A 26,422-nucleotide genomic window follows, 5' to 3' on the forward strand; every position below is an offset into this window, starting at 1 on the left:
CGCCCTCAGCCGGCGGTGCCGATCGGCAGCTCCAGCTCGAACCAGACCGCCTTGCCGAGCCGGGTGCTGCGGCTGCCCCAGCGGTGCGCCAGTTCGTTGACCAGGTGCATCCCGCGCCCGCCCTCGTCGTCGGAACGGGCCCGGCGCAGCCGCGGCGCGTGGCTGTCCACGTCGGAGACCTCCACGGTGAGCACGTGGTCGCGGAAGAGCCGCAGCTGGGTCGGCGCCCCGGCGTGCACCAGGGCGTTGGTGATCAGCTCGCTGGTCAGCAGCTCGGCCTGGTCGGTCAGCGCGGACAGCCCCCACGCGGACAGCGTGCGCCGGGCGAACCGCCGGGCGTGGCCGACCATCGCACGGTCCCCGGTCAACGACAGGATGGCGAGCTGGTCCGGGCCGATCGGGTGCGAGCGGGCCATGATCACCGCGATGTCGTCCTCCCGGGAGCCGGTGACCAGCGAGGCGAGCACCGCGTCGCAGGAGCGCTCCAGCCCGCCGTGCTGCGCGGCCACCGTGGCGCGCAGCAGCTCGATGCCCTCGTCCAGGTCGCGGTCCCGCCGCTCGATCAGGCCGTCGGTGCAGAGCACCACCAGGCCCTGCGGGGGCAGTTCGAACTCCACGCTCTCGAACGGCACCCCGCCCACGCCCAGCGGCGCCCCGGTGGGCAGCTCGAGCACCCGCAGCGAACCGTCCGCCGCCGTCACCAGCGGCGGGACGTGGCCCGCGCAGGCGGCCGTGCAGGCCCGGTCCACCGGGTCGAGCACCACGCAGACGCAGGTCGCGTACTGGCCCTCGTCCGACCCGTCGCCGGCGGTGGTCGCCGCCTCGTCCAGGCGTCGCAGCACCCGGGCCGGGTCCATGTCCTGGGTGATCAACGTGCGGGCCGCGGTGCGCAACTGGCCCATGGTGGCAGCCGCGCGCAGCCCGTGCCCGGTGACGTCGCCGACCACCAGCGCCACCCGGCCGCAGGACAGCGGCACCACGTCGAACCAGTCGCCGCCCACCTCGTTGAGCTGGCTGGCCGGCAGGTAGCGGTAGGCGATCTCCAGGCCCGGCGGGTTGTGCACCCGCTGCGGCAGCAGGCTGCGCTGCAGGGTCAGCGCGGTGTCCCGCTCGCGCCGGTAGAGCCGGGCGTTGTCGATGCAGACCGCGGCCCGCGCGGCCAGCTCCTCGGCCAGCGCCACGTCCGCGGGGGTGAACGGCTCGGGGTTGCCCAGGCGCATGAACTCCGCGCCGCCCAGCACCCGCCCGCGGGCCAGCAGCGGGACCATCACGTAGGAGTGCAGGCCCGAGTCGAGGGCCGGCTGGATCCGGTCGGGGGAGGCCACGATCAGCGCCAGGTTCTCCTCGTTCACCTCCGCCACCAGGATCGAGCGCCCGGTGCGCAGGCTCTGCGCGTACAGCTTGGCCGACTCGGAGGTGCCGCCGACCGGATCGGCCGCCCCGGTCAGCAGGCCGTCGGGACCGAGTTCGCCGACCGCCACCGCCCGCATGGTGGCCGAGCCGGAGGGCGGCACGGTCGGCGTCTCGTCGCCGGCCAGCACCGCGTCCAGCAGGTCCACCGTGACGAAGTCGGCGAACCGGGGTATCACCACCTCCACCAACTCCTCGGCCGTGCGCGGCAGATCGAGCGTGGTGCCGATCCGCGAGCTGGCCTCGTTGAGCAGCGCCAGGCGCTGGGTGGCGCTGCGCACCTCGTCCAGCGCCCGGCGGCGGTCCTCGGCGGCCTCCCGCTCGCGGGTGAACAGCCGGGCGTTGTCGATCGCCACCGCCGCCCGGGAGGCCAGCTCGTCGCCCAGCGTGATGTCCGCCTCGGCGAACGACTCGCGCTCGCCGCGCCGGGAGTAGACCACCATGCCGAGCACCGTGCCGCGGGCGGTCAGCGGGGTGATCCGCACCGACCGCGAGCGGCGGCCGAGGAAGGCGCGCAGCGCGTCGCCGCGCAGCCGGGTGGTCAGCGGCGGCAGGTCCCAGGAGGGCACCACCACGGTGCGTCCGCCGTCCATCGCCCGGGCGTAGGGGGAGCTGGCGGCGATGGTGTAGACCTCGTCCACCGGCAGGATCTCGATCGGGTAGGACGGGTCGGCGCTGGCGATGGCGAGGCGGCGCACCCGGGGCGCGACCTGGTCCTCGTCCTCCGGCACGCCGCTGACCAGGTGCTCCAGCACGAAGACCCCGCTCAGGTCGGCCACCCGGGGCACCATCGCCTCGGCCAGCTCCCGGGCGGTGCGGCGCAGGTCCAGCGTGGTGCCGATCGAGGCGGTCGCGTCCACCAGCAGGGCCAGCCGCTCCTGCGCCTTGGCGGCGCGCGACTCCGCGAGGTAGCGCCCGGTGACGTCGACCACGGTCGAGCTGACCCCGAGCACCTCGCCCGGCGGTCCCTCGAGCCGGAAGTACGAGGCGGACCAGGCGTGTTCGTGTCCGGGATCGCCGGGCGTGCTGCCGTGCGAGCGGGCGTCCAGGACCGGCTCGCCGGTGGTCAGCACGTGGCGCATCACCGTCTCGATCTCGTCGGCGTTGAGTCCGGGCAGCAGCTCGGTGATCCGCCGGCCCAGGTGGTCGGCCACCGGCAGCCCGTTGATGGCGGCCAGTGACTCGTTGAGCCGCACGAAGCGCAGTCGGTCGTCGTAGACCGCCATGCCCACCGGGGACTGGGTGAAGAACCCGTTCAGGATGGCGAGATCGCTCTGGATCCGGCGCAGCGAGGTGACGTCGGCGGCCAGCGCCAACACCAGCGGCTGACCGTCGGGGGCGGTCAGCAGGTGGGTGCGGAACTCCAGGGTGATCAGGTGGCCGTCGCGGTGGCGCACCGGGGAGACCCCGGCCCAGTCGTGCCCGGCCAGGATGTGGGCGAAGAGCGCGAGCACCCGGGGGCGCAGCTCCTCGGGCACCAGCAGCTGGGCGGCGGGGGCGCCGATCGCCTCCTTCGCGGAGTAGCCGAGCAGCTCCTCGGCGTCGTGGCTCCAGTGCAGGATCCGGCCGTCGCTCTGCACCAGGGCGGTGGCGATCGGGAGCATCAGCAGGGCCTCGGGGCGGGTCGGGGCAGCACCGGCACCACCCCAGGGGTCGGGGTTCCGGCCCTGCCCACTGCCGTGCTCGACTTCGCCCATGGTCGACCATCCGCTCCGCGGCGCTGCCCGCCTGGCCATTTTCGCACCCCCGGCCGTGCCCAGCCTGGGCTCCGGTGGGGCCGGGCGGGCTCGGGTGCCAGGAGTGGACAGGCGATACTGAGGCCATGTCCGCGCCTGAGAACCTCTTCGAAATCGGCACCGACGGCCCGACCACCATCGTCGCGGCGGTGGACGGCTCGGTGACCTCGCTGCGTGCCTGCGCCTACGCGGCCGGGATGGCCCGGCGCCAGCACGCCCAGCTGCTGGCGATCTACGTCCCGGTGATCGGCGCGCTCGCCGGCACCAGTGCGGAGGCGGCGCTGGCGCTGCGGCAGGGCGCCGAGGAGACCGCCAAGCTGCTGCAGGAGCTGGCCGACCAGGCGGCCCGCGACCGCGGGGTGGCGATCCGCTTCTGCACCCGCACCGGGGACCCGTACACCGAGATCACCCGGTTCGCGGACGAGGTGCGGGCGGACGCGCTGGTGGTGGGGGCCTCCGAGCACCTCGGGCACCGGCTGATCGGGTCGCTGGCGGTGCGGCTGGTGCGGGCCGGACGCTGGCCGGTCACCGTGGTGCCGTAGCCGCCGGACGCCGGACGCCGGACGCCGGACGCCGGACGCCGGACGCCGGACGCCGCACGCCGCACGCCGCACGCGTGGCCGCAGGGTGGGCGAGGAATAGGCTCGTCGAGTGTTTGGTTGTAAAGTGCATCAAGATGAGTTGTAAAAACCAACGACTCATGCGGACTCTCGGTTGCATTTACCACCTAGCTTTCTCGCCAGAAGGGTTGCTCACCGTCATGACCAGCACACCCGACCTGCGGCACACGCTGCGCCACCTCGCCACCCACCTGCTCACCCCGCTGCTGATGTGCCTGGGCATGGCGCTCGCCTACCAGGGCGCCTTCCACCAGCCCACCCCGCACCACCTCAAGGTCGCGGTGGTCGGCCAGTCGCCGCAGGCCCTCGCCCTGACCCGGGGCATCCAGGCCAAGGCGGGCCCGGCGCTGGACGTCAGCAGCGTGCCGACCCGGGCGGCGGCCGAGCAGCAGCTGCGCGACCGGGACCTGGTCGGTGCCTTCCTGCCGGACCAGAAGAGCCCGGAACTGCTGGTCGCCACCGCCGGCTCGGACACCTCCGCGACCGCGGCCGAGCAGGTGTTCCGCCAGGTCACGGCCGCCCAGGGCAGCCCGCTCCAGGTCACCGACCTGGTGCCGACCGCGCCGGGCGACCCGACCGGGCAGGGCGTCTTCTTCCTGCTGGTGGCGCTGAGCATCGGCTCCTACGGCAGCGTGGCGGTGATCGGGGCGGCCGGGGCCGCGCTGAGCGTGCGGCTGCGGGCGGCGGTCGGGGTGGTCACCGCACTGGTGGTCAGCGTGATCGGGATCGTCACCGCCGGGCCGGTCTTCCATGTGGTGGACCACGACTACGCGGCCGTCTGGGCACTGGCCTGGCTCTACTCGGCGGGCATCGTGCTGCTCGGGATCGGCCTGCACACCTTCCTGCGGCGCTGGACCACGCTGACCCTGATGGTGCTCTTCGTGATGCTCAACTTCACCAGCTCCGGCGGCATCTTCCGCCCCGACCTGCAGCCCGGGATGTTCGGCGTGCTGCACCACTTCTGGAACGGCGCCGGGTTCGTGGAGGGGGTGCGCAGCGTCCTGTACTTCGACGGCGGCGCGGGCCTGGGCGGCCGGGTGCTCTCGCTGGTGCTCTGGCTGGCGGCCGGACTGCTCGCGCTGGCCGGTGCGGCCCGCTTCGAGCGGCGGCACCCGGCGGCGGCGCCGGCCACCCCGGCCGCGGTGTCGGCCGCGGCGGTCGAGGAGGAGATCGAGGAAGAGGAGGAGGCGGCGGTCGGCGTCTGAGGCTTTCGGCAGGCGAAGCGCACGGTGACGGACGCGCCCGGTGACGGGCGCGTCCGTTGTGTCACCGGGCGGCTACCGCTGCGCCGCCGGGCCCCTACTGCGCGGTGGGCAGCGGGAGCAGGTGGCGGCCGGCCAGGTGGCCGAGCCAGTGCCGGTGGCACTCGGGGCAGGCGGGCGCGCCGTCCGTCGAATAGGGGGAGTCGGCCGGGATGCCGGCGCGGGAGAAGCTCTCCCAGTCGGCTCCGCTCTCGTCACGGTAGTGCTGGACGTCGTAGTCGGCGCTCCACTGGTGCCAGCAGTGTCCGCAGGTGAACTCGACGTGCTCCACAGCCAGTTCAGTGATCATGGCGACACTCCTCGGGCCCGGGGCAGGCGCCGGTCGGAGCAATCGGCGCAACTGACCCGATACCGGTCATCCAACTCCCATCGGTGGCCGCTGGCAAGGGTGGCGGGCGCTCGACCCGGCGGACCCGCGGGCCGGCACAGGCCCTGGGTGGATGACCGATCAACTTCTTTGTCCCGCAGCCGGTCGGCGGGCAGCGCTCTGGATCGGATGCGAAGCGGTGCGCTGACAGCGGGTCACGGCGTGAACTAGGATGAACGCCACTGATGTCGGGTCCGCGCGTGCCGGGCGGACCGGGAGGTGTGGGATGACGGAAGCCGAGGGTGCGGCACCGGGTGCCGTGATCGGGGCTACGACGCTGGCCGACAAGATCGACGGCCTCTTCCGCGTCGTCCGCCGGTCCAACCGCGAGCAGTACAGCCACGAGGAGGTCGCCAAGGCCTGTCGGGAGGCGACCGGCGAGAGCTTCTCGGCCACCTATCTCTGGCAGCTGCGCACCGGGCGCCGGGACAACCCGACCAAGCGCCACCTGGAGGCGCTGGCCCAGTTCTTCCAGGTCCCGGTGGCCTACTTCTTCGACGACGACCAGGGTGCGGCCATCGCCCAGGAGCTCGAACTGCTCGGCGCGCTGCGCGACGCCGGGGTCCGCAGCATGGCGCTGCGGGCGGTCAACCTCTCGCCGGAGGGCGTGGGGACGATCAACGACCTGATCGACGTGATCGCCCGGCGCGAGGGCGGCGGGAGAGGGTGAGACGGTCCCCGCCGGCCGACCGCGCCGGGGGGACCGGACCTCCACGGGCCTGCGCGGGTCCGGCGGCTCCAAGAGAGGATGCGCGGTGCGGATCGGGTGGCGGACGCGGCGTGGCAGGACCTGGCAGCGATGTCAGCAGACGGTCGACGCGCTGGAGCTACCCGCTCCGTTCGACGCCGTGCGGTTCATCGCCGGGCTGGCCGAGCAGCGGGGGCGGCCGATCGAGCTGATCCCGGTCAGCGGGCGGCCGAACCTGCCGTGCGGCCTGCTGGTCACCACCGACGAGACCGACTGCATCCTGTACGCCGCCGACACCACGCCGCTGCACCAGCAGCACATCCTGCTGCACGAGGCCGCGCACCTGATCTGCCGTCACCACGAGAGCGCGCCCGCCACCCAGACCCTGCTGCCGCACCTGAACGGCAGCCTGGTGCAGCGGGTGCTGGGGCGCACGGTCTACTCCGAACCGCAGGAGCGCGAGGCGGAGCTGGTCGCCTCGCTGATCCTGCACCGCGCGGTGCTCGACGCCGGCGGCACGCCCGGCTCCTGGTCGGACTCCGTCTTCGGCGCGGGCGGCCCGGAGCCGACGGCCGGCCGGTCGGCCGGTCCGGGGGCGGGCCGTGGCTGAGCTCGGTCCGGCCGACCTCGCGGCGTACAGCGCCGCCGCGCTGCTGCTCGGCTTCGCGGGCCAGCGCCTGGCCGCCGTCCGCGCCAACCGTGGCGACCTGGTGCAGCGCTACGCCTGCGGCTTCGCGTTCTGCATGGGCGTGGCGCTGGTGACCCGGGCACCCGGCCTGGTGGCCGCCACCGGCCCCACCGGCATCGGCTCCGGACTGCTGCTGCTGGTCGGCGACGTGATGAAGATCGGCGCGGTGAGCTTGCTGGTGCTGGTCGCGCTGCTGCTCCAGGCCCGCGGCAGCGACCCGCTGGTGGTGCGGGCCCGGCTGCGCCGCTGGTCGGTGCCGGCCACGGTGGTGCCGCTCTGCCTGGTGCTGCTCTTCTGCGGTGCCGATGCCTCCCACCACGGTGGGCAGTTGATGGTGCACGGCGACGGCCGCTGGTTCCTGGTCGGCTACAACCTGCTGTTCGCGGGCTACTCGGTGAGCTGCCTGCTGGTGCTCGGCGGCGTGCTGACCCACCAGACCCGGCTGGCGGCCGGCAACCTGCTGCGCACCGGCCTGCGGCTGATGACGCTGGCGGCGGCGGTCGGTGCGCTGTGGAGCCTGTGGGCGCTGGACGACGCGGTGCGGCTGATCGTCCACGGCAGCCAGAGCGACAGCGAGGACACCCTCTCCAACATCCTCGGCGCGCTCTGCACCGGACTGACCGTCAGCGGCGCCACCGCCACCGTCTGGGGCGGCACCCGCTGGGGTGCGCGGATCACCGCCCCCGCCCGCTGGCTGCGGGCCCGCCGCCGCTACACCGCGCTGGAGCCGCTCTGGTCGGCGCTGCACTCGGCGGTGCCCGGCATCGCGCTGGGCGAGGGAGCCGGCGCCGGGCGGCGGCCCGCGCTGCGGGACGCGGAGTTCGCGCTCTACCGGCGGATCATCGAGATCCGCGACGGGCAGCTGGCGCTGCGCCCCTACGTCCACCCCGAGGTGGCGGGCTGGGTGACCCAGGCGGTCGGCGGCCCGCCGCACGGTGCGCTGGTGGAGGCGGCCACCCTGGCGGCGGCACTGGAGGCGGGGCGGGCGGGCCGCCGGGCCCGCGACACCACGGCGGCCGCGGCCTGCGTGACCCAGCCGGTGCCCGGTGCGGGCACGGTGGACGCCGAGGCGGACTGGCTGATCCAGGTGACCGAGGCCTTCGGCGGCGCCGCCGCGGTGGCCGAGGTCCGGCGGCGGGCGGTGGCGGAGCTGGCCGGCCGGGACTGAGCCGCCGGGGGAGTCGGTCAGTCCGTGGCGCTCGCCGGCGTCCTCGGCAGCCGCAGGGTGAAGACCGCGCCTTCGCCGGGCCGGCTGGTCGCGGTCACCGTGCCGCCGTGGGCGTGTGCGAGCTGGCGCACGATGGCCAGCCCCAGGCCGCTGCCGCCGGTCTGCCGGCTGCGGGACTTCTCGGCCCGCCAGAACCGGTCGAAGACGTGCGGCAGTTCCGCCGCGGCGATGCCCGTGCCGGTGTCCGCCACCTCGATGAGCAGCTCATCGCCCGCCGGGCGGGCGCCCACCGTGACGCTCCCGCCGCGCGGGGTGTGCCGCACGGCGTTGTCCACCAGGTTGCCGACGGCCTGGCGCAGCCGCACCGGATCGGCCACCAGCTCGGTCCCGCCGTCCGCGGGCGGCACGCTCAGCAGCACGCCGGCGGCCTCGGCCCGGGCCCGGTGGGCCTCGGCGACCTGGTCGAGGAGCTCGGCGATCCGGACCGGCTCGCGGTGCAGGCGGAAGCTGCCCGCGTCGGCCGCCGCCAGGTCCCGCAGATCGTCGATGATGTGCTGCAGCAGCAGGGCCTCCTCCAGCAGCGAGGCGATCAACGCCTGGTCCGGGACGGCCACGCCGTCCTGGGTGGCCTCCAGCCAGCCCCGGATGTTGCTGAGCGGGGTGCGCAGTTCGTGCGCGACGTCGCTGACCATCGCTTTGCGCTGCTCCTCGATCCGCTCGCGGCGTTCGGAGAGGTCGTTGAACGCGGCGGCCAGGTAGCCGATCTCGTCGTCGCCGGTCACCGGGACGCGGGCGTGCGGCTCGGTGGGGTGCTGGGCGGCGTCGGTCAGCGCGCGCAGCGGCCGGACCAGCCGGGTGGCGAGGAGGACCGAGAGCGCCACGGTCAGGGCCAGGACCAGGCCGCTGACACCGGCGATGCGCAGCGTGCCGGCCCGGGTCAGGTGGAAGGCGGGGGCGGTGGTTCCGCTGCTGTCGCTGATGAACAGCAGTGCGGCGGGGGCGACATAGGGAGCGAGCTGCTGGCGGCGGCTGGAGTCGACACAGGCCGCCACGGCCTGGTCGTCCCGCTCGGCGCTCGGGTTCGGCCGGGGCGCGGGCGTGGCGGCCGGGGCGCTGGGGGCGGCGGGGGAGACGACCGGGCCGGGCGGGATGACGCTGCTCGCCGGGGGCCGACCGGCGCCCTGCACCTGGGGGCCCGGCACGACTCCGCTGGGGTCGATGCCGAGCTTGACCGGCCCCAGCCCCTCGGGCGACAGACAGGCGTCGACCAGCTCGCCGAGCCTGCTCAGGGCCTGCTGCTCGGTCGGGGTGGGTGCGGACAGCTGGGGGAGGGCACAGGCGGCGGCGGTCCCGTCGTCCGGGGTCGGTCCGGCGACGGTCACGTTCGGTCGGCCGCTCGGGTCGGTGCCGGTCTCGGCGGCGAATCCGCGGGTGCGCAGGCAGTCCGCGGTCGCGCCGGCCTGGGCGCGCAGCTGGGCGCGTTCGTCCGGGGTGAGGGCGAACGGCCCGACGGCGCGCGGGTCAATGCGGGTGGTGGTGCCGCCCGGTGCCAGCGTCTGGTCCACGTCGAGCGGGTCGATCACCGCCGACGCCTTGGACGGTACCGGCGAGGCGGGCGGGGCGGCGGAGTCGCCGATGGGCTGGCGGCTCTGGCCGGTCAGGGCGATGTGACGGCCGGTGCGCCTGGCCAGGTCCGCCAGCACGGGGCCGGCGCCGTCCCAGTTCTGGTGGGTCGCCGCGTAGCCGAGCAGGGTCTCGTAGATGCCGGCGTCGTCGGACAGGGTCTGGACCTGTTCCTGCTGGATCTCGTGCGAGGTGGTGTTCACCGCCAGCCAGGCGGTGGCCGCCACCGAGCAGACGGCGACCAGGATCGAGGCGGCCAGCAGCCGGACCAGCAGGCTCTTGCGCAGCGGCACCCTACGGCGCATGGCGGCGCCCTCCCGTGCCGTCGGTGAGCTTGTAGCCGACGCCGAAGACGGTCAGCAGGCGCACCGGGTGCCGGGGATCGGGTTCGATCTTCCGCCGCAGGTTCATGATGTGCACGTCGACGGTGCGCTCGGAGGTGTAGGAGCCGAACCCGCTGGCGCCACCGAGGAGTTGCGCCCGGCTGAAGACCTGCTCGGGGTGCGGGGCCAGGGTGGCGAGCAGGTCGAACTCCCCTGGTGTGCACGGGACGAGGGTGCCGGCGACGCGGACCTCGTGGCGGTCGGGGTCCACCGTGAGGTCGCCGACCCGCAGCACCCGGTCGTCCGTGCCGCGGACCTGCGCCCGCTGCGTGCGCCGCAGCAGGACCCGCACCCGGGCCATGAGTTCACGGGGGCTGAACGGCTTGGTCATGTAGTCGTCGGCGCCCAGGTCGAGCCCGAGCAGCAGGTCGTCCTCGGCGGAACGGGCGGTCAGCACCAGGATCGGGAGCTCGGACTCGCGGCGCAGGATGCGGCACACGTCGAGGCCGTCGACCCGGGGCATCATCACATCGACGATCAGCAGGTCCGGATCGCGTCGCCGCACCTCGTCGAGGGCCGCGCGTCCGTCGTGGACGACGGCGGCGGTGTGACCCTCCAGCTCCAGGTAACGGCGGACCAGCTCGGCCTGCTTCGGGTCGTCCTCGGCCACCAGCACATATGCGCTCACGCGTTCGATCATAGGTGGGCCGCTGTGGTGCCCGGTGCCGTGACCTCGCGTCAGGTCACGGCACCGGAATCGAAAGACATCCTGACAGGTTCCACACATCCGTTGGCGATCATCGCAGCCATGCCGAAGCCAACTGATGATCGTTCCCGGCGCGCGGAGCGCCGGCTGCTGCGGACCGCGGTGCTCGCCGCCGCGACTCTGCTCCCGCTGGCCGCGTTGACGGCGTGCGGGTCCGGCTCGGGTGCGCGGAGCAGCGCACAGGGCGCCGCCGTGGCCTCGCTGCCGAGTTCCGCGGCGCCGAGCCGGCCCGCCGCGGGCGCGGACCCCGCCGCGGGCGCGGACCCTGTCGCGGGTGCCTCCCCCACCGCGGGCGCGTCCCCCGCGACGGGGGCGGCCTCCGGTGCGCCGTCCCCCGCGTCCAGCGCCGACCGCCCCCAGGAGCGGCTGGACGACACTCCCGAGCACGACGTGCAGCTCTGGACGGGCTACTACAACTGCCTGGGCGACAACGGAGTCCCGCTGACCGGCGGGATCGGCTACCCCGGACAGCCCGTCCAGAAGCAGCCGCCCCCGGGCACCTCGATCCCCCAGTCCGCCCTCACCGCCTGCCAGTCCAGGATGCCGCTGATGCCGCCGGAGACGGATCCGAAGCTCAACCCGAACTACAGCGCCGACTTCAGCGCCTGGGTCAACTGCATCAACAGCAAGGGGCTGAAGGTCAAGGCCTACGGCACGCCCGGCAGCGGGGACAGCGGCTGGAGCTTCGACGGGCAGCCCACGATGCCCCAGGCGCAGCAGACCCAGGTGATCTCGGCCTGCAAGATGGAGGCGTTCAGTGGCAGCGGGCACTGACGCCGCTCGCGCCGGCACCGAGGACGCCACCGCCGCCGATCCGCCCGCGCGGCGCAGCCGCAGGCGGCGCGTGGTCGTCACCGTCGCCCTCGTCGTGACGGTCGGCGGCATCGGGGCGGGCGCGGTGGGGCTGCGCGGCCATGCCAGGCCGGCCAAGGCCGCGAGCAGCAGCGCGCAGGTGCAGACGGTCGCCGTGGTCAGGACGGACCTGTCGAACTCCCAGACCCTGAGCGGCACCCTGGGATTCGGCACGCCCCAGACCCTGATGGGCGCCAAGCAGGGCATCATCACCGCGCTGCCCGCCGCGGGCACCACCGTGACCAGGGGGCAGCAGCTGTACCGGGTGAACGACCAGCCGGTGCCGCTCTTCTACGGCGGCACCCCGCTTTTCCGCACCCTCGACAAGCCCGGCCTGGTGGGCCGCGACGTCCAGGTGGTCGCGAGCAACCTGCAGGCGCTCGGCTACGACGTGGGGACGCAGCCGAAGGTCGGCACCGTGATCACCCAGCCCGTGGCCGACCCGGGATCCGGCGGCGGTGCACCCTCGCCGAAGGGCGGCGGTGCACCGGCGGCCCCTGCCGCTGGGAGCAGCACGAGCCCCTCCGGCGGGCCGAGTGCACCTGCGACCGCGGGCAGCACGGGAGCGCCCGCCGGCGGGCCGACGGCCCCGGCCACCGCCCCGGCCGCGGGCAGCAGCACGCCCGCGGCGCCGACCCAGGTCACGGTGGGGACGGGCGACGGGGTCGTCACCACCTCCCTGATCGCCGCGGTCAAGCACTGGCAGAAGGACGCCGGCCTGCAGCCGACCGGAAGTCTCGGGATCGGCGACGTGGTGGTCCTGCCGGGCGCGATCCGGGTCGGCTCCCTGCAGACGCAGCTCGGCGAGCAGGGGGCCGAGGCACTGATGTCGGTCACGCCGACCGACAAGGTGGTGACCGTGCCGGTGGACCCGGCCAACGTCGGTTCGATCAAGCAGGGCGACAAGGTCACCGTCAGCCTGCCCGACAGCTCGACGACACCGGGCACGGTCAGCGGCATCGGCACCGCCGTCCAGGGGAGCGCCAAGGGCACCTCCGGTACGGGCGCCGGACTCAACACCCCGCCCACCGTCGACGTGACCGTGGCCGTCGACGACCCCTCGAAGGTGAAGAACTTCGACTCGGCCACCGTCCAGGTGGCCTTCGTCTCCGCGACCGCGACCGGGGTGCTGGCCGTTCCGGTCGGCTCGCTGCTCGCGCTCAGCGGCGGCGGCTACGCCGTGCAGCTGAAGGGCGGCGGGCTGGTGGCGGTCCAGACCGGCATGTTCGCCAAGGGCATGGTGGCGATCACCGGGAACGGCATCGCGGCGGGCACCGAGGTGGTGACCACCTCATGACCGCGGTGCTTGCGGTGCGCGGGGCCGGAATGGCCTATCCGGGCGGCGTCAAGGCCCTGGACGACGTCTCGCTGACCATCGACGAGGGTGAACTGCTGGCCATCGTCGGACCGTCCGGCTCGGGCAAGTCCACCCTGCTCAACATCATGGGCACCCTGGACCGGCCGACCAGCGGCACGGTGGAGATCGGCGGCCACGACATCGCCCGGCTCTCCGACCGCCGGCTGTCCGCCCTGCGCGGACGCTGGCTGGGATTCGTGTTCCAGCAGTTCCACCTCACGGACGGACTCAGCGCCGCGGAGAACGTCGCCACCGGGCTGCTCTACGCCGGAGTGCCGCGCCGCCGGCGGGGCCCGCTGGCCCTGGACGCACTGGGCCGGGTCGGACTGGCCCACCGCGTCGGACACCTGCCGCACCAGCTCTCCGGTGGCGAGCGACAGCGGGTGGCGATCGCCCGCGCGCTGGTCAACGAACCCGCCCTGGTGCTCGCGGACGAGCCCACCGGCGCCCTGGACACGGCCAACGGCCGAGCGGTCCTGACGCTGCTGACCAAGCTGAACGACGAGGGAACCACCATCGCGATCATCACCCACGACCGGGGCATCGCCGAACTGATGCCACGTCAGATCGAGATCCTGGACGGGCACCTGGTGTCCGACCGCCGCACCGGGGTCGGCGCATGAGCAACGGCGGCACTCACCGGTCCGTCGCGGACCGGACCAAGCCGGTGCGGCTGGCCCCGGCCGACGTCCTCGGCCTCGGACTGCTGGGCATCCGCACCCGCAAGGCGCGGGCGGCGCTGTCGGCCCTGGGCATCTCCATCGGGATCGCCACGATGATCATCGTCATGGGCATCCCGGCGTCCAGCCAGAAGGCCCTGCTGGTGCGGCTGTCGGCGCTGGGCACCAACATGCTGCAGGCCACGGCCAATCCCGGCCAGAACCCGCCGGTGGTCTTCCCGCCCGAATCGCCGGACATGGTCGCCCGGATCGGCCCGGTGACCATCGCCAGCGCGGTCGCCAACACCCAGACCACCGTCGCCCGCTCCGACCGGATCGACCCCGACCACGACACCGGCCTCGCCGTCCTGGCCAGCAGGCTGAACCTGCTGCAGGCGGTCAACGGCACGGTCCGGACGGGCCGTTTCCTGGACGCGGCCACCGAGAAGTTCCCCACCACGGTGCTGGGTGCCGCCGCTGCGACCCGGCTCGGCATCACCGCGCTGCCGCCCGGCGGGCCCGGCCCGCAGGTCTACCTCGGCAACCGCTGGTTCACCGTCATCGGGATCCTCGCCCCGGTGCCGCTGGCGCCGGACATCGACCACTCGGTCCTGGTCGGCTGGGACGCGGCCAAGGCCCAGCTGGGCTTCGACGGCAACCCCACGGTGATCTACGTCCAGTCCCAGGAGTCGCAGATCGAAGCGGTCCGCGCGGTGATGCCCGCCACCATCGATCCACAGCAGCCGGGACTGGTGCAGGTCAGCCGGCCCTCCGACGCGCTGGCCGCGAAACGGGAGACCCAGACCGCCTTCTCCGCCCTGTTCCTCGGCCTCGCGGGCGTGGCCCTGCTGGTCGGGGGGATCGGCGTCGCCAACACCATGGTCATCTCGGTGCTGGAGCGGCGCAAGGAGATCGGACTGCGCCGGGCCCTGGGCGCCAACCGGGGGCAGATCCGCGGCCAGTTCCTCACCGAGTCGGTGGCGCTGTCGGGGCTCGGTGGCATCGCCGGCACCGCCATCGGCGCCCTGGCGACCTTCGGCTACACCGCCTCCCAGGGCTGGCCGCTGGTCATCCCGCTCCCGGTGCTGTTCGGCGGCATCGGCGGGGCGGTCCTGGTCGGCGTGGTGGCAGGCGTCTACCCCTCGATCCGCGCCTCACGACTGACCCCCACCGAGGCGCTGGCCTCGACCTGAGCGGTACTCCTCGGCGGTCAGCGCCAGCACCTTCACCGCACCACCGTGGCTCGGCACGGTGGTGCGGCGGTCGAGGGTCAGGCCGAGCTTGGTCATCACGTTGGCCGAGGCGTGGTTGTCCACGTGGCAGATGCTCACGATCCGCTCCAGCCCCAGCTCGTCGAAGGCACGGGCGAGCACGGCCTGCGCGGCCTCGGTCGCGTAGCCGTGGCCCCAGGCCGGCCGGGCCAGGCGTCAGCCGATCTCCACGGCGGGCAGGATCTCCGGCAGGAACGCGGGGACGGCCAGCCCGACCCAGCCCAGGAACTCCCCGCTCTCCCGCAGCTCCACCGGGTGGATCCCGAACCCCCGCTCGTCCCAGAGCCGTTGGATGCGCAGCCACTGCTGCTCGCTCTGCTCCGGGGTGAACACCGAGCCGTCGCCGATGAAGCGCATCACCTCCGGATCGGCGTTGAGGGCGGTCAGCAGGGTCAGATCGGAGGGCTGCCAGGAGCGCAACCGCAGGCGCGGGGTGAGGAGTTCGGTCATGGCGGCGAGCCTAGGGGGTGCCCGGCCCCGGCCCCGGCCCAGGGGTGTCCGGGCCCGGCCCCGGCCCAGTGGTGTCCGGTCCAGGCGGCGGTGCCGTTGTGCGGTTCGTCAGCGGGTGAGGCTCAGCTGCGGGCCGGCGCCGCCCCGGGGGCTCGGTGCCGGGGCAGTGGGAGCGGCGCAGAAGGTCTGGCCGACCAGGGCGTTGATGGCCTGGGCGACCGCGGTGAACCGGGCCGGGTCGTCCGGGGTCACCGAGAGGGCGATCTGGCGGGTGCCGCTGCGGTCGCCGACCAGGTAGGTGAGGTAGCCGTAGATCCCCCCGGTGTGGCCCCAGGCCTCGCCGCAGGGCAGCGTGGCGCGCATCAGGCCGAGACCGTAGTCCATGCCCTGGCCGGCCGGGACGGTGCTGGTCATCTCGGCCAGCTGGGCCGGGGCCAGCAGCCGGCCGCCGAGCAGCGCGGCGTTGAAGCGGGCCAGGTCGTCGGTGGTGGAGATCATCTCGCCGGCCGAGCCGGCCACCGAGGGGTTGAGGTCGGTGATGTCGGCGGGGCCGGTGGCCAGCGGGAGGTAGCCGTGGGCGTGCGGGCCGGGGATCCGGGTGGCGGTGCCGGGCAGGTAGGTGTGGCGCAGGTCGAGCGGGCGCAGGATCCGCTGCTGGACCTCGGTGCGCCAGGAGTGGCCGGTGACCTTGTCGATCAGCTCGCCGACCAGCTGGTAGTCGGTGTTGGAGTAGTGCCAGCCCTGCCCGGGGGCGAAGTACGGCGGGTGGCTGGTGGCGACGGAGATCAGCTGCTCGGGGGTGTAGGTCGTCCAGCGGCCGGTGGTGGCCAGCTGCTCCTGCTCGGCCTCGGTGTCCTCGGCGAACCGGGGGTCGTCGGTGTAGTCGTAGATCCCGGCGGTGTGGCTGAGCACCTGGCGCACGGTGATCGCCCCGCCGTTCGGGACGACGCCGGGCAGGTAGCGCTCGATCGGGTCGTCCAGGCCCACCCTGCCCTCGGCGGAGAGCTGGAGCACCACCGTGGCCAGGAAGGTCTTGGTCACGCTGCCGACCCGGAACCGCCCGTCCAGGGGCGCGGGGGCGCTGCTGCCGAGCCGGGCGACTCCGGCGGAGCCGCGCCAGGCGACCTGGCCGTTCTCGCGGATCTCGGCGATCGCGCTGGTGGCGCCGCCCTGGGCGAGGATCGCGGTCAGCTCCTGCTGGAGCGCGGCGCTGTCGGGCCGGGCGTCCGGCCGACCCTGGACCGGTGCGAGCGAGAGTGCGGTGGTCGGCGGCACGGTGGCGCCGGCCGCCGGGGCGAACGCGAGGACGGTGGTGGCCGCGAGCAGCCCGGCGGCCAGCGGCAGGCCACGGCGGCGGCGCTTGGGGGTGGGCGAGCGGTACGGCATGCTGCTCCCTCTCGGTGGGCGCCGGGGGCCCGGCGCCTGCCCAGCATCACAGCTTCGCCGAGCCGGTGGCATCGATCCCCGGATGGAGAAGGACGGCCGTCTCTCCTCCCTGGGACGGAAGTTGACGCTGACTCAGGTCCTACTCGGGCAGCTGCGGCGGCTCCGGCAGGTTCGGCGGTTCGGGGAGGTCGGGCGGCTCCGGGAGGTCGGGGATGTCGGGCAGCTCGCCGGGCACCGGCAGCTGCGGCGCTTCGGGCAGGTCGGGGATGTCGGGCAGATCCGGGATGTCCGGCAGCTCGGGCGGCTCGGGCAGCTCGGGAGGCTCAGGCAGCTCGGGCGGTTCGGGCAGGGTCGGCATGGCGGCTCCTCGGGGGGCGTCCGGAACGGACGTACCGTCAGATCATCCGCAGTCGGGCCGGTGCGGACAAGGGGGGACGGGTGCTGGGCGCGTCGGCCGGGGCGGGGGCCCGCCGGGGGCGGCCGATCATGGTCGGTGGCCGCTTGCCGGGGGCGGGGCGGCGGGTTCAGGCTGGTAGGGAGCAGGAGGCGCGTCATGCGAAACAACTGGGATGTCGAGCTGAGCTTCGAGGAAGACGGCGTGAACACGCGGTGTGACGCCAGGCTGGTCGGGAGCAGGGCCCCGGGGCTGGCGGGCCACGGCGAGGCGGTCCGCAGTTCGGTGGACCGGCCACTGGCCAGGATCGGTGAGGAGGTGGCCGCCTGGCGGGCGCTGGACGACCTGTCGCACAAGCTGCGGGCACAGGCGGCCGGCGAGATCGACGACGAGGGCCGGCGCCCGGCCTACCTGGTGTACTGACCGGCAGGTCCGGCAGTGCGGGCGCCCCGCCCCGCCGCCGGTGTCGCGCCGCGGTGATCGGGTAGCGTGCACGCGGGGAGCGCCCCGACCCGGGGCTCTCGGCCATGCCCGCACCCGAGCACCGGAGTTGACAGAAGATGAAGGCGATCGTCTACACCGCCGGCGGCGGCCCCGAGGTCCTCGCCCTGGTCGAGCGGCCGTTGCCGGAGCCCGGCCCCGGGCAGGTGCGGGTCCGGGTGCACGTCTCCGGGGTCAACCCGACCGACTGGAAGAGCCGCACCGCGGGCCTGGCCCCCGGGATCACCGTGCAGGTGCCGAACCAGGACGGCGCGGGGGTGATCGACGCCATCGGGGCCGGTGTGGCGGAGGGCCGGATCGGTGAGCGGGTCTGGATCTGGGAGGCTGCCCGGCTGCGCGCCGACGGCACCGCGCAGGAGTACACGGTGGTGCCGCAGCAGCAGGCCGTGGCGCTCCCGGCGGCGGCCTCCTTCGAGCTGGGTGCCGCGCTCGGCATCCCGGCGATCACCGCGCACCGCGCCCTGACGGTGGCCGACCGGGGCCCCGAGCGGCTGGCGCCCGGCGCGCTGGACGGCCGCACCGTGCTGGTGGCGGGCGGGGCCGGCGCGGTGGGCAATGCGGCGATCCAGCTGGCCCGCTGGGCCGGGGCCACCGTGCTGACCACCGTGAGCAGCCCGGCCAAGGCCGCGCTGGCCCGCGCGGCGGGTGCGCACCACGTGGTCGACTACCGGGCCGAGGACGCCGCCACCGCGATCCGCGCACTGGCGCCCGGCGGGGTGGACGTCATCGTGGAGGTCGCGGCCGAGCAGAACGCCGTGCTCGACCACGCGGTGGCCGCGCCGGACGCCGTGATCGCCTGCTACGCGGCGAACCCCGGCGCCGAGGTGCGCGTCCCGGTCCGCGAGATCATGGACGCCAACCTGCGTTGGCAGGGCGTGCTGGTCTACACGATGCCCGTCGAAGCGAAGGCGCACGCCGTGGCGGCGGTCTCGGCCGCACTGGCCGACGGCGCGCTGCGGGTCGGCGAGGCGGCCGGGCTGCCGCTGCACCGCTTCCCGCTGGAGAAGACGGCCGACGCGCACGCGGCGGTCGAGGGCGCGGTGGTGGGGAAGGTCCTGGTGACCGTCGCCCCGGAGGCCTGACGCCCGGAGCTGACGCTGCGTCAGGCGGACTGGAGCGTGCCGGTGGTGAGCAGGCGCAGCGCCTCGGCCGAGGGCGAACCGGGCTCGGCGTGATAGGTGCAGAGCGTCTGGTCCGGGTCGCCCGGCAGCCGGAACGCCTCGTGCTGCAGGGTCAGCGGGCCGGCCACCGGGTGCCGCAGCTCCTTGGCGCAGTGGCCCTTCTCCGACACGTTGTGGGTGTCCCACAGCCGCCGGAAGTCCTCGCTGGACTCGCAGAGTTCGTCGTAGAGCGCACCGAGGCGCGGGTCGTTCGGGTAGCGCCCGGCGCTCAGCCGCAGCGAGGCGACGATGTCGGCGGCCTTGCCCGGCCAGTCGGCGTAGACCTCCTGCAGGGCCGGGTTGCGGAAGGTCTGCCAGGCCAGGTTGCGCTGCTCGGCCGGCATCGCGCCGAAGTCGCCGAACAGCGCCGCCGCCGCCCGGTTCCAGCCGAGCACGTCCAGCCAGCGGCCCACCACGTAGGCGGGCACGGTCTCCATCGTGTCCATCAGGTTCTGCAGCTCGGGCCGCAGCACCTGCGGTTTGGTGGCGGTGTAGCCGCGCCGGCGCACCGGGCGGACGAGCCGGGCCAGGTGCTCGCGCTCGGCCTGCCCCAGTCTCAGCGCGCCGGAGATCGCGTCCAGCACGGCGGTCGACACGTTCTCGCCGTGGCCCTGCTCGAGGCGGGTGTAGTACGCCGCGCTGACCCCGGCCAGCTGGGCCAGCTCCTCCCGGCGCAGCCCGGGTACCCGGCGGCGGCCGCCGTAGTGGGCGAGCCCGACGTCCTCGGGGCGAAGCCGGGCCCGGCGGGAACGGAGGAACTCACTCAGTTCGGTGCGCTGGTCCATGACGTCAAGTATGGACGAGGGTGATACCACCAGTGGTACGCACAGCGATCGTAGGCGGAGGACGGCCTGGTTCGGCCCCTCGGTGCTTGGCAGACTTCTGGTCATGACCCACACCACTGTCGCTGCTTATGCCTCCCCCGCCCCGAAGGCCCCGCTCGCCAAGACCACCATCCCGCGCCGCGCGGTGGGTGAGCACGATGTCCTGATCGAGATCAAGTTCGCTGGCATCTGCCACTCCGACATCCACCAGGTCAACGCCGACTGGGGCGTGGGCACCTACCCGATGGTGCCGGGTCACGAGATCGCCGGTGTGGTGACCGAGGTCGGTTCGGCGGTCGGCAAGTACGCGGTGGGCGACCGGGTCGGCGTCGGGTGCTTCATCGACTCCTGCCGCGAGTGCGAGAACTGCAAGGCCGGTGAGGAGCAGTACTGCACCGGTTCCGGCGGGCAGTTCAGCACCTACAACAGCCGCGGTCGCGACGGCGAGCCCACCTACGGCGGCTACTCGACGCACATCGTGGTGGACGAGAACTACGTGCTGCGGATCCCCGAGGGCATCGAGCTGGACGAGGCCGCCCCGCTGCTGTGCGCCGGCATCACCCTCTACTCGCCGCTCGCGCACTGGAACGCCGGACCGGGCACCAAGCTCGCCATCATCGGCCTGGGCGGCCTCGGGCACATGGGCGTCAAGATCGCCCACGCGCTCGGCGCCGAGGTCACCGTGCTCAGCCAGACCCTGAGCAAGCGCGAGGACGGCCTGCGGCTGGGCGCGGACCACTACTACGCGACCAGCGACCCGGCCACCTTCGAGCAGCTGGCGGGCAGCTTCGACCTGATCCTCAACACCGTCTCCGCCAACCTCGACCTCAACGCCTACCTGAGCCTGCTGCGCACCGGCGGCACCCTGGTGCAGATCGGCGGCCCCGAGCACCCGATGGAGGTGGCGCCGTTCGCGCTGATCCCGGGGCGCAAGTCGCTCTCCGGCTCGATGATCGGCGGCATCCGCGAGACCCAGGAGATGCTGGACTTCTGCGCGCAGCACGGCATCGGCTCGGAGATCGAGGTGATCGGGGCGGCGCAGATCAACGAGGCCTACGAGCGCGTGCTGAAGAGCGATGTGCGCTACCGCTTCGTGATCGACACGGCCACCATCTGACGGCTCGTCCGCCGGTGACCACATGAAAGTACCCCTGCCCGGACGCCGGGCAGGGGTACCTTCATGTGCTCTGTGCTCTGTGTGCTGCGCGTGCTGTGTGTGCTCGGTGCTGTACGAAGGCCACCGCCGGGCCGGTCGGGCCCGGGAGGTGTCCGGCAGACTGCTGCTCAGGCTGCCGGGTCGATCAGCCAGCCGTTGTCGTCCGCCCAGGGGCGCGGGACGGGACGGGACAGCCTGAGGGCGGCGCTCGGCGAGGGGACGAGGGTCACCGGGATACTCCTTGAGAGTGGTGCGCGGACGGGCCGGTCGGGGAACCGGTCAGTTCAGGACGGGCTTCGGCTTGTACTCGTCGCCCCAGCTGGTGTCGGGGAGGGCGACGGTCCGGCCGTGGTTGGTCGTCGCCTTGGCGGGCAGACCGAGGTGGGCAGCGGCGCCGACGGGGATCAGAACGGCGGCGGCGAGCAGCACCGAGGTGCCGCAGCGGCGGAGGATCGAGGCCACGGGCCAGCTCCTGTGAGTCGGAGTCGTCAAGGTCGCGTCGGCGGCGCAACTGGCCGGTCGAGCGTTGGATGCCGGGTGGTGGGAGCGTTGCCCGGACCCGGGAGACCAGTCCACCCTGCCGGGGGTGCGCTTTTCCAGCTGGGCAGGATGGCAATAGCGTGCATGGCAGAGAGTTTCGGGGGTCGCAAACAGGGGTGAATCGTGCAAAACGGTACAGAGTTCGAGCAGCTGCCGGAGCTCGACATGACGGCCCTCGCGCTGTTCGATCACGTACTCACCCACGGGGGCCTCGACGAGGGCCTCGCTGGGGGCTCGCCCGGGAGCTCCGCCGGGAGCCGTTCCGGGAGCGCGGGCGAGGGTGCGGGCGAGGCCGTGGGCGAGGGTGCGGACGAGGGCGCGGGCGCGTCGGGCGGTGCGGCCGGTGGTGTGTCGGGCGGTGCCTCCGGCGACGGCGGGACGGCGGCGTGGCCGGCCGGCCTGACCCCCGAGCAGGTCCGCCACGCCCGGCACACGCTGCTCGCGCTGCGCCTGCTCCGCCCGGCGCCGGGCCGCCCCGAGCTGCTCATCCCCACCAGCCCCGAGGCCGCCGCCGCCGAGGCGCTCGGCCCGCTGGAGGCGCGGATCGCCGAGGCCAGCTCGCACGCGCAGGCCATCCGCGACGAGCTGCACGCGCTGATGCCGCGCTACCGCTCCTCGCTGCGCGAGCGCGGCCGGCAGGTCGGCACCGACCGGCTGCCGGACCTGCGCACCGTCTCCGCGATGCTCACCGAGGAGTCCGCCCGGTGCCGCGAGGAGGTGTTCACCATCCAGCCCGGCGGCGGCCGGCAGCCCGGCCGGCTGGCGGAGGCGGTCAGCCGTGACCTGGCGATGCTGGGGCGGGGCGTGCGGATGCGGACCCTCTACCAGCACTCCGCCCGCGCCAACCTCGCCACCCAGAGCTACGTGGAGACCCTGACCGCCTCCGGCGCCCAGTACCGCACCGCGCCCGAGCTGCCCGACCGGGCGGTGGTCTTCGACCGTTCGGTGGCCTTCCTGCCGGCCCGCGCCGAGGGCGGCTCGGGAGAGGGGGCGGTGCTGGTCCGCGACCCGGACATCGTCGGCTACCTGTGCCGGGTCTTCGACCAGCTCTGGGCCACCGCCACGCCGTTCCACGGCGCCAGCGAGGCCGCCTACCGCGAGGTCGGCGACAGCCTGCGGCGCGCGCTGGTGGGGATGCTCGCCGAGGGGGTCAAGGACGAGGTGATCGCGCGCCGGCTCGGCATGTCGCTGCGCACCTGCCGGCGGCACATCGCCGACGTGCTGCTCACCCTGGGCGCGGAGAGCCGGTTCCAGGGCGGAGTGCTCGCGGAGCGCAGCGGGCTCACCGAGCCGGAGCGCGCGGGCGAGGTGCCCGGCGAGGCGTCCGGCGAGGGCGACGGTCCGGGCCAGGGCCAGGGCCGGGAGGGGCGGGGCTGATCAGGCGGTGCGCACGCCCACCGCGAAGATCCGGCGGAACGGGAAGACCGTGCCGTGCGGTCCGGCCGGGTAGGCCTCGCGCAGCAGGGCGGCGTACTCGGCCAGGAAGGCGGCGCGCTCGGCCGGATCGGTGAGCCGGGCCAGGACCGGGCGCAGTGCGGTGCCCTTGGTCCATTCGAGGACGGGGTCGGGTCCGGTCAGCAGGGTGCTGTAGGTGGTCTCCCAGACATCGGGCGTGCAGCCCGCGGCGAGCAGCGCCTCCAGATAGGCGCCGGGCTCGTGCACCCCGGCGCGGACGGCCTCGGTGCCGAGCCGGTCGCGCCAGCGCGCACTGCTGCGCAGCTCGCCCAGCAGCACGTGGCTGGGCGCCTCGAAGTTGCCCGGGACCTGGAAGGCGAGCACGCCGCCCGGCTTGAGCGCGGCGGCCCAGCGGGGCAGCAGGCCGAGGTGGCCGTCGACCCACTGCAGCGTGGCGTTGGAGACGATCAGGTCGGGCGCCGCCGGTGCGGGGTCGTAGGTCCCGGCGTCGGCGAGCAGGTAGTCGGCGCTCGGCTCGCCCTGCGCGGAGCGGGCGGTGGCGAGCATCTCGGCGGAGTTGTCGATGCCGGTGATCTTCGCGGCCGGCCACCGGTGGCGGATGCCCGCCGTCGAGTTGCCCGGCCCGCAGCCGATGTCGAGCACGACCGGGTCGGCGGGCAGCTCCGGTACCCGGCCGAGCAGCTCGCGCAGCGGGCGGGTGCGCTCGTCGGCGAACCGGAGGTACTGCTGGGGGTCCCAGGCGGGGGCGTTGGCCGGGGGGTTGACGGGGGCGTTGGCGGGCGTGGCGTCGGCAGCGGACATGGCGGGCTCCCAAGTATCTCGACATCAAGATATCTACAGGGAGAGCTTGCTCCCTGATTTATCTTGATGTCAAGAGATCGGGGGTCCGGGCGGCGTGTCGCCCGGCCGGTCGCCGCCCGGCCGCCCGGCCCGTCACGGCAGGGTCAGGATGCGCGGGCCCTCGTCGGTGATCGCGACCGTGTGCTCGGCGTGGGCGGCGCGGCTGCCGTCGGTGGTGACCAGGGTCCAGCCGTCCGGGGCGGTGTCGTAGTCGCCGCGGCCCCCGGCCAGGAACATCGGCTCGATCGCCAGCACCATGCCGTGCTGCAGCCGCATGCCGCGTCCGGGGCGGCCGTCGTTGGGCAGGTGCGGGTCCTCGTGCATGCGGCGGCCGATGCCGTGGCCGCCGAAGTCGGCCGGGATCCCGTAGCCGGCGGCCCGGCCGACGCTGCCGATCGCGTGCGAGATGTCGCCGAGCCGGGCGCCGACCACCGCGGCGGCGATGCCTGCGGCCAGTGCGCGCTCGGTGGTCTCGATCAGGGCCAGGTCGGCCGGGCGCGGGGTGCCGACGGTGAAACTGACGGCCGCGTCGCCCGCCCAGCCGCCGAGCAGGGCGCCGCAGTCGATGCTCACCAGGTCGCCGTCCCGCAGCCGGTAGTCCGTCGGGATGCCGTGCACGATCGCGTCGTTGACGGAGGCGCAGATCACCGCCGGGAACGGGGTGTCGGCGAAGCTCGGGCGGTAGTTCAGGAACGGCGAGTCGGCGCCCGCCTCGCGCAGGACCTCGCGCGCCACCTCGTCCAGCTCCCTGAGCGAGACTCGCACGTCCGCCGCTCGGCGCACGGCCGCGAGGGCCTCGCCCACGACTCGGCCGGCCGTGCGCATCGCGTCCAGCGACGCATCCGACTTGATCTCCACCATCTCCGGTCGCCTCCATCGGGCCAGGTCGGGCCGGGTGCGGACATGTCGCGGCACCGGCCCTGCCAATTCTTATACCGGTATTTGTATCACGGCATTAGAATAACGGCCATGGTGCGCACTCCTCTCACTCCGCAGGAACGCGAACGCGGCGAACGGCTCGGCGCTCTGCTGCGTCGGGCCCGCGGCGACCGCAGCATGGTCGAGGTCGCGGCGCAGGCCGGGCTGTCGGCCGAGACGCTGCGCAAGATCGAGACCGGCCGGGCGCCGACCCCGGCGTTCTTCACGGTGGTCGCGCTGGCCGCGGCGCTGGGGCTGCGACTGGACGAGGTCGCCACGCACTGCGCGATCGTGGAGCCGGTGGGGCAGGCGCTGCTCTCCGCCTGATCGTTCGGCTCGGGCGCGCCGGCGGCGGGTGCGCTCGCGGTTCGGGCGTCCGCGGTTCGGACGCTCGCGGTTCGCGCGCCTGCGATTCGGGCGCCTGCGGTTCAGGCGTCCGCGGCGAGTTCGGCCCGCAGGCCGCCGATGATCAGTGCGAGGCCGGCGGTGAACGCCGCGTCCTTCTCGGCCGGCTTCTCGGCGGCCCAGGCCGCCATGTGCGGATAGCGCTCCGGCTCGATCGCCGGCAGGACCGCCGACAGCTGGTGGGCCCAACTGCCCGCGCTGGCCGAGCACTACCGGGTCTACGCGCCGGAGCGCCGCGGACACGGGCGGACCCACGACCTGCCCGGCCCGGTGACCAGCGCGCTGATGGCCGAGGACACCGCGGCCTTCCTGGACGAGCTGGGGACCGGGCCGGTGCACCTGGTCGGCTGGAGCGCCGGCGGCCAGGTCGCGCTCTGGCTCGCGCTGCGGCGGCCCGACCTGGTCCGCAAGCTGGTCCTGATCAGCTCGGGGGTCCGGCGTGACGGCGGAACGGAGGCCGATCAGGCGCTGCTGAGCGAGGCCGGGACCGTGCTGCTCGACTCGATGCTCCGCCCGCAGTACGAGCCGCTCTCGCCGGACGGGCCCGAGCACTTCCCGGTCGTCTTCGAGAAGTGGCTGCAGATGTGGCGCGAGGAGCCGGACTTCGGCTTCGAGCGGCTGGCGCAGCTGTCGATGCCGGTGCTGGTGATGCAGGGCGACGACGACGGCGTGCGGGTGGAGCACAGCGCTGCGGTCGCCACCGCACTGCCGGACGCCCAGCTCGCGGTGGTCCCGGGCACTTCGCATGTGGCGCCGCTGGAGAAGCCGGCACTGGTGAACCAGCTGCTGCTGGACTTCCTGGCGGAGGAGCAGGCGGCGAAGTTCATGCCCCTGGGGGCGCTGGAGGCCTGACGGCCGGGGCCGTCAGGCCGTGCGGGGTGGCTCAGTGGGGCAGTGCCCAGTTCTGGTTGGCCGCGCCGTTGCAGTCCCAGATGCCGAGCTGGTTGCCGTTGTTGGTGCCGAAGCCCAGGTCGTCCAGGCAGCGGCCGGACTGCGGGTTGAGCAGCGAGCCGTTGGGCTGCGGCTTCCACTGCTGCGAGCCGGTGCCGTTGCAGTCGTAGAGCTGCACCATGGTGTGGTTGGCGGTGCCGCCGCCCGTCACGTCCATGCACTTGCCGAGCACGCGCAGCGTCCCGTCGACCCCGACCGTCCAGTGCTGGGCGTTGCTGCCGTTGCAGTCGTAGATCTGGATCGGGTTGCCGTTGTTGGTCTTCGCGCCCGCGTCGTCGATGCACTTGCCGACATACCCGGTGATCTGGCCCTGCGGCCCGGCCACCGGCGGGGGCGGCGGGGTCACCACGCCGGTGAAGACGACCTGCGGGAACGAGATCGTCTTGTCGATGCCGCAGAACGCGATGCTCTGGCCGGTGCCGACGATCGTGGCGCCCTGGGCGATCATCACGTACGGGCCCGTGCCGTTGACGTACCACGTGCACGTCGCCTGCACGTGCCAGGACTGCAGGGGGTTGATGCCCGTACAGATCCCGATGGCCGAGCCGCCACCGTTGTTGAAGGCGCTGCACCCGCCGTCCTGGGCAGCGGCCGGCGCCGCCTTGGTGCTCGTCGGGGCCGCCGCCTGGGCAGCGGCGGGGAGGGTGAGGGCCACGGCGGAGGCCAGCAGCGTTGTCATCATGACAGCAGC

Annotated in this window: 26 protein-coding genes and 2 pseudogenes; 15 read left to right on the forward strand and 13 right to left on the reverse strand. The window is 74.0% G+C overall.

The features are described 5' to 3' along the window. Positions 1-5: 5 nt before the first annotated feature. Positions 6-3,107: a SpoIIE family protein phosphatase gene (locus tag OG500_RS29450; RefSeq protein ID WP_329584479.1), complete on the reverse strand. Its 3,102-nt coding sequence runs from the start codon at positions 3,105-3,107 to the stop codon at positions 6-8. 125 nt (positions 3,108-3,232) lie between these two features. On the opposite strand from OG500_RS29450, the gene OG500_RS29455 reads away from it, so the two are divergent. Both OG500_RS29455 and OG500_RS29460 read left to right on the forward strand, forming a co-directional pair. Beyond that, a complete protein-coding gene (locus tag OG500_RS29455; RefSeq protein ID WP_329584481.1) occupies positions 3,233-3,688 on the forward strand; it encodes a universal stress protein in 456 nt (151 codons plus the stop codon). 218 nt (positions 3,689-3,906) lie between these two features. Further along, on the forward strand, positions 3,907-4,971 hold the full coding sequence (locus tag OG500_RS29460) for a hypothetical protein (RefSeq protein ID WP_329584483.1): 1,065 nt from the start codon (positions 3,907-3,909) through the stop codon (positions 4,969-4,971). Positions 4,972-5,065: 94 nt separating this feature from the next. On the opposite strand, the gene OG500_RS29465 is transcribed toward OG500_RS29460, so the two are convergent. Next, positions 5,066-5,317 carry a hypothetical protein gene (locus OG500_RS29465; RefSeq protein WP_327069870.1) on the reverse strand — a complete coding sequence of 84 codons (252 nt, stop codon included), beginning with the start codon at positions 5,315-5,317 and terminating at the stop codon, positions 5,066-5,068. 304 nt (positions 5,318-5,621) lie between these two features. On the opposite strand from OG500_RS29465, the gene OG500_RS29470 reads away from it, so the two are divergent. The 3 genes from OG500_RS29470 to OG500_RS29480 all read left to right on the forward strand — a co-directional run bounded on the left by OG500_RS29470 (position 5,622) and on the right by OG500_RS29480 (position 7,939). Next, the gene (locus tag OG500_RS29470) at positions 5,622-6,065 is read left to right on the forward strand and encodes a helix-turn-helix domain-containing protein (protein WP_327069871.1); all 444 of its coding nucleotides are present in this window, start codon (positions 5,622-5,624) and stop codon (positions 6,063-6,065) included. A gap of 85 nt (positions 6,066-6,150) precedes the next feature. Continuing rightward, positions 6,151-6,693, forward strand: a complete 543-nt coding sequence (locus OG500_RS29475) for a ParH-like protein (protein WP_329584485.1) — start codon at positions 6,151-6,153, stop codon at positions 6,691-6,693. Next, positions 6,686-7,939, forward strand: coding sequence for an MAB_1171c family putative transporter (locus tag OG500_RS29480; RefSeq protein WP_327069873.1), 1,254 nt, complete (start codon positions 6,686-6,688; stop codon positions 7,937-7,939). The genes OG500_RS29475 and OG500_RS29480 overlap by 8 nt, the downstream gene beginning before the upstream one ends. A 17-nt stretch (positions 7,940-7,956) precedes the next feature. On the opposite strand, the gene OG500_RS29485 is transcribed toward OG500_RS29480, so the two are convergent. After that, complete coding sequence (locus OG500_RS29485; RefSeq protein WP_327069874.1) at positions 7,957-9,867, reverse strand: HAMP domain-containing sensor histidine kinase; 1,911 nt, start codon at positions 9,865-9,867, stop codon at positions 7,957-7,959. Next, a complete protein-coding gene (locus OG500_RS29490) occupies positions 9,857-10,573 on the reverse strand; it encodes a response regulator transcription factor (protein WP_329584488.1) in 717 nt (238 codons plus the stop codon). The genes OG500_RS29485 and OG500_RS29490 overlap by 11 nt, the downstream gene beginning before the upstream one ends. 120 nt (positions 10,574-10,693) lie before the next feature. On the opposite strand from OG500_RS29490, the gene OG500_RS29495 reads away from it, so the two are divergent. The 4 genes from OG500_RS29495 to OG500_RS29510 are packed head-to-tail and all read left to right on the forward strand — an operon-like array spanning position 10,694 to position 14,712. Then, complete coding sequence (locus OG500_RS29495) at positions 10,694-11,425, forward strand: hypothetical protein (RefSeq protein WP_329584489.1); 732 nt, start codon at positions 10,694-10,696, stop codon at positions 11,423-11,425. Beyond that, entirely contained in the window at positions 11,409-12,800 is a 1,392-nt protein-coding gene (locus OG500_RS29500; protein WP_329584491.1) for a peptidoglycan-binding protein, read from the forward strand. The genes OG500_RS29495 and OG500_RS29500 overlap by 17 nt, the downstream gene beginning before the upstream one ends. After that, positions 12,797-13,483: an ABC transporter ATP-binding protein gene (locus tag OG500_RS29505; protein ID WP_327069878.1), complete on the forward strand. Its 687-nt coding sequence runs from the start codon at positions 12,797-12,799 to the stop codon at positions 13,481-13,483. The genes OG500_RS29500 and OG500_RS29505 overlap by 4 nt, the downstream gene beginning before the upstream one ends. Continuing rightward, a complete protein-coding gene (locus tag OG500_RS29510; protein ID WP_327069879.1) occupies positions 13,480-14,712 on the forward strand; it encodes an ABC transporter permease in 1,233 nt (410 codons plus the stop codon). Before OG500_RS29505 ends, OG500_RS29510 begins: the two co-directional genes overlap by 4 nt. On the opposite strand, the pseudogene OG500_RS29515 reads toward OG500_RS29510, so the two are convergent. The 3 genes and pseudogenes from OG500_RS29515 to OG500_RS29525 form a co-directional block, all read right to left on the reverse strand. Then, positions 14,674-15,240: pseudogene (locus tag OG500_RS29515) on the reverse strand (GNAT family N-acetyltransferase). The gene OG500_RS29510 and the pseudogene OG500_RS29515 sit on opposite strands and share 39 nt — an antisense overlap. Positions 15,241-15,348: 108 nt before the next feature. Next, positions 15,349-16,626 (reverse strand): serine hydrolase domain-containing protein, encoded by a 1,278-nt coding sequence (locus tag OG500_RS29520; protein ID WP_329584495.1) that lies wholly within the window; start codon positions 16,624-16,626, stop codon positions 15,349-15,351. 139 nt (positions 16,627-16,765) lie between these two features. Then, the gene (locus OG500_RS29525) at positions 16,766-16,984 is read right to left on the reverse strand and encodes a hypothetical protein (protein ID WP_327069882.1); all 219 of its coding nucleotides are present in this window, start codon (positions 16,982-16,984) and stop codon (positions 16,766-16,768) included. 195 nt (positions 16,985-17,179) lie between these two features. Between OG500_RS29525 and OG500_RS29530 the strand changes: the two genes are divergently transcribed. Beyond that, complete coding sequence (locus tag OG500_RS29530; protein ID WP_327069883.1) at positions 17,180-17,443, forward strand: dsRBD fold-containing protein; 264 nt, start codon at positions 17,180-17,182, stop codon at positions 17,441-17,443. Positions 17,444-17,580: 137 nt separating this feature from the next. Then, complete coding sequence (locus OG500_RS29535; RefSeq protein ID WP_329584497.1) at positions 17,581-18,603, forward strand: NADPH:quinone reductase; 1,023 nt, start codon at positions 17,581-17,583, stop codon at positions 18,601-18,603. A gap of 20 nt (positions 18,604-18,623) precedes the next feature. On the opposite strand, the gene OG500_RS29540 is transcribed toward OG500_RS29535, so the two are convergent. Beyond that, positions 18,624-19,466: a helix-turn-helix domain-containing protein gene (locus tag OG500_RS29540; protein WP_327069885.1), complete on the reverse strand. Its 843-nt coding sequence runs from the start codon at positions 19,464-19,466 to the stop codon at positions 18,624-18,626. A gap of 103 nt (positions 19,467-19,569) precedes the next feature. Here OG500_RS29540 and OG500_RS29545 point away from each other — a divergent pair, with 103 nt between their 5' ends. Continuing rightward, entirely contained in the window at positions 19,570-20,622 is a 1,053-nt protein-coding gene (locus OG500_RS29545) for an NAD(P)-dependent alcohol dehydrogenase (protein WP_327069886.1), read from the forward strand. A gap of 318 nt (positions 20,623-20,940) precedes the next feature. On the opposite strand, the gene OG500_RS29550 is transcribed toward OG500_RS29545, so the two are convergent. Continuing rightward, the gene (locus tag OG500_RS29550) at positions 20,941-21,123 is read right to left on the reverse strand and encodes a hypothetical protein (protein ID WP_327069887.1); all 183 of its coding nucleotides are present in this window, start codon (positions 21,121-21,123) and stop codon (positions 20,941-20,943) included. A gap of 201 nt (positions 21,124-21,324) precedes the next feature. On the opposite strand from OG500_RS29550, the gene OG500_RS29555 reads away from it, so the two are divergent. Beyond that, on the forward strand, positions 21,325-22,578 hold the full coding sequence (locus OG500_RS29555) for a DUF6879 family protein (RefSeq protein WP_329584499.1): 1,254 nt from the start codon (positions 21,325-21,327) through the stop codon (positions 22,576-22,578). Here the strand turns inward: OG500_RS29555 and OG500_RS29560 are convergent, their stop codons facing one another. Together OG500_RS29560 and map are read right to left on the reverse strand one after the other, a co-directional pair. Continuing rightward, positions 22,579-23,418 carry a methyltransferase domain-containing protein gene (locus tag OG500_RS29560; protein WP_329584501.1) on the reverse strand — a complete coding sequence of 280 codons (840 nt, stop codon included), beginning with the start codon at positions 23,416-23,418 and terminating at the stop codon, positions 22,579-22,581. It abuts the gene before it with no gap. Positions 23,419-23,550: 132 nt separating this feature from the next. Further along, complete coding sequence (gene map, locus OG500_RS29565; RefSeq protein WP_329584503.1) at positions 23,551-24,318, reverse strand: type I methionyl aminopeptidase; 768 nt, start codon at positions 24,316-24,318, stop codon at positions 23,551-23,553. A 108-nt stretch (positions 24,319-24,426) separates the two neighbouring features. On the opposite strand from map, the gene OG500_RS29570 reads away from it, so the two are divergent. Further along, positions 24,427-24,702 (forward strand): helix-turn-helix transcriptional regulator, encoded by a 276-nt coding sequence (locus OG500_RS29570; protein ID WP_327069891.1) that lies wholly within the window; start codon positions 24,427-24,429, stop codon positions 24,700-24,702. 101 nt (positions 24,703-24,803) lie between these two features. Here OG500_RS29570 and OG500_RS29575 read toward each other — a convergent pair. Beyond that, a pseudogene (locus OG500_RS29575) lies at positions 24,804-24,962 on the reverse strand (TetR/AcrR family transcriptional regulator C-terminal domain-containing protein); the annotation flags it as partial. On the opposite strand from OG500_RS29575, the gene OG500_RS29580 reads away from it, so the two are divergent. Beyond that, positions 24,934-25,632 (forward strand): alpha/beta fold hydrolase, encoded by a 699-nt coding sequence (locus OG500_RS29580; RefSeq protein WP_329587817.1) that lies wholly within the window; start codon positions 24,934-24,936, stop codon positions 25,630-25,632. The pseudogene OG500_RS29575 and the gene OG500_RS29580 overlap by 29 nt on opposite strands. A gap of 31 nt (positions 25,633-25,663) precedes the next feature. On the opposite strand, the gene OG500_RS29585 is transcribed toward OG500_RS29580, so the two are convergent. Beyond that, positions 25,664-26,413, reverse strand: coding sequence for a ricin-type beta-trefoil lectin domain protein (locus tag OG500_RS29585; RefSeq protein WP_329584505.1), 750 nt, complete (start codon positions 26,411-26,413; stop codon positions 25,664-25,666). Positions 26,414-26,422 lie beyond the last annotated feature (9 nt).

The sequence above is a fragment of the Kitasatospora sp. NBC_01250 genome (genome assembly GCF_036226465.1).
GTDB lineage: Bacteria > Actinomycetota > Actinomycetes > Streptomycetales > Streptomycetaceae > Kitasatospora.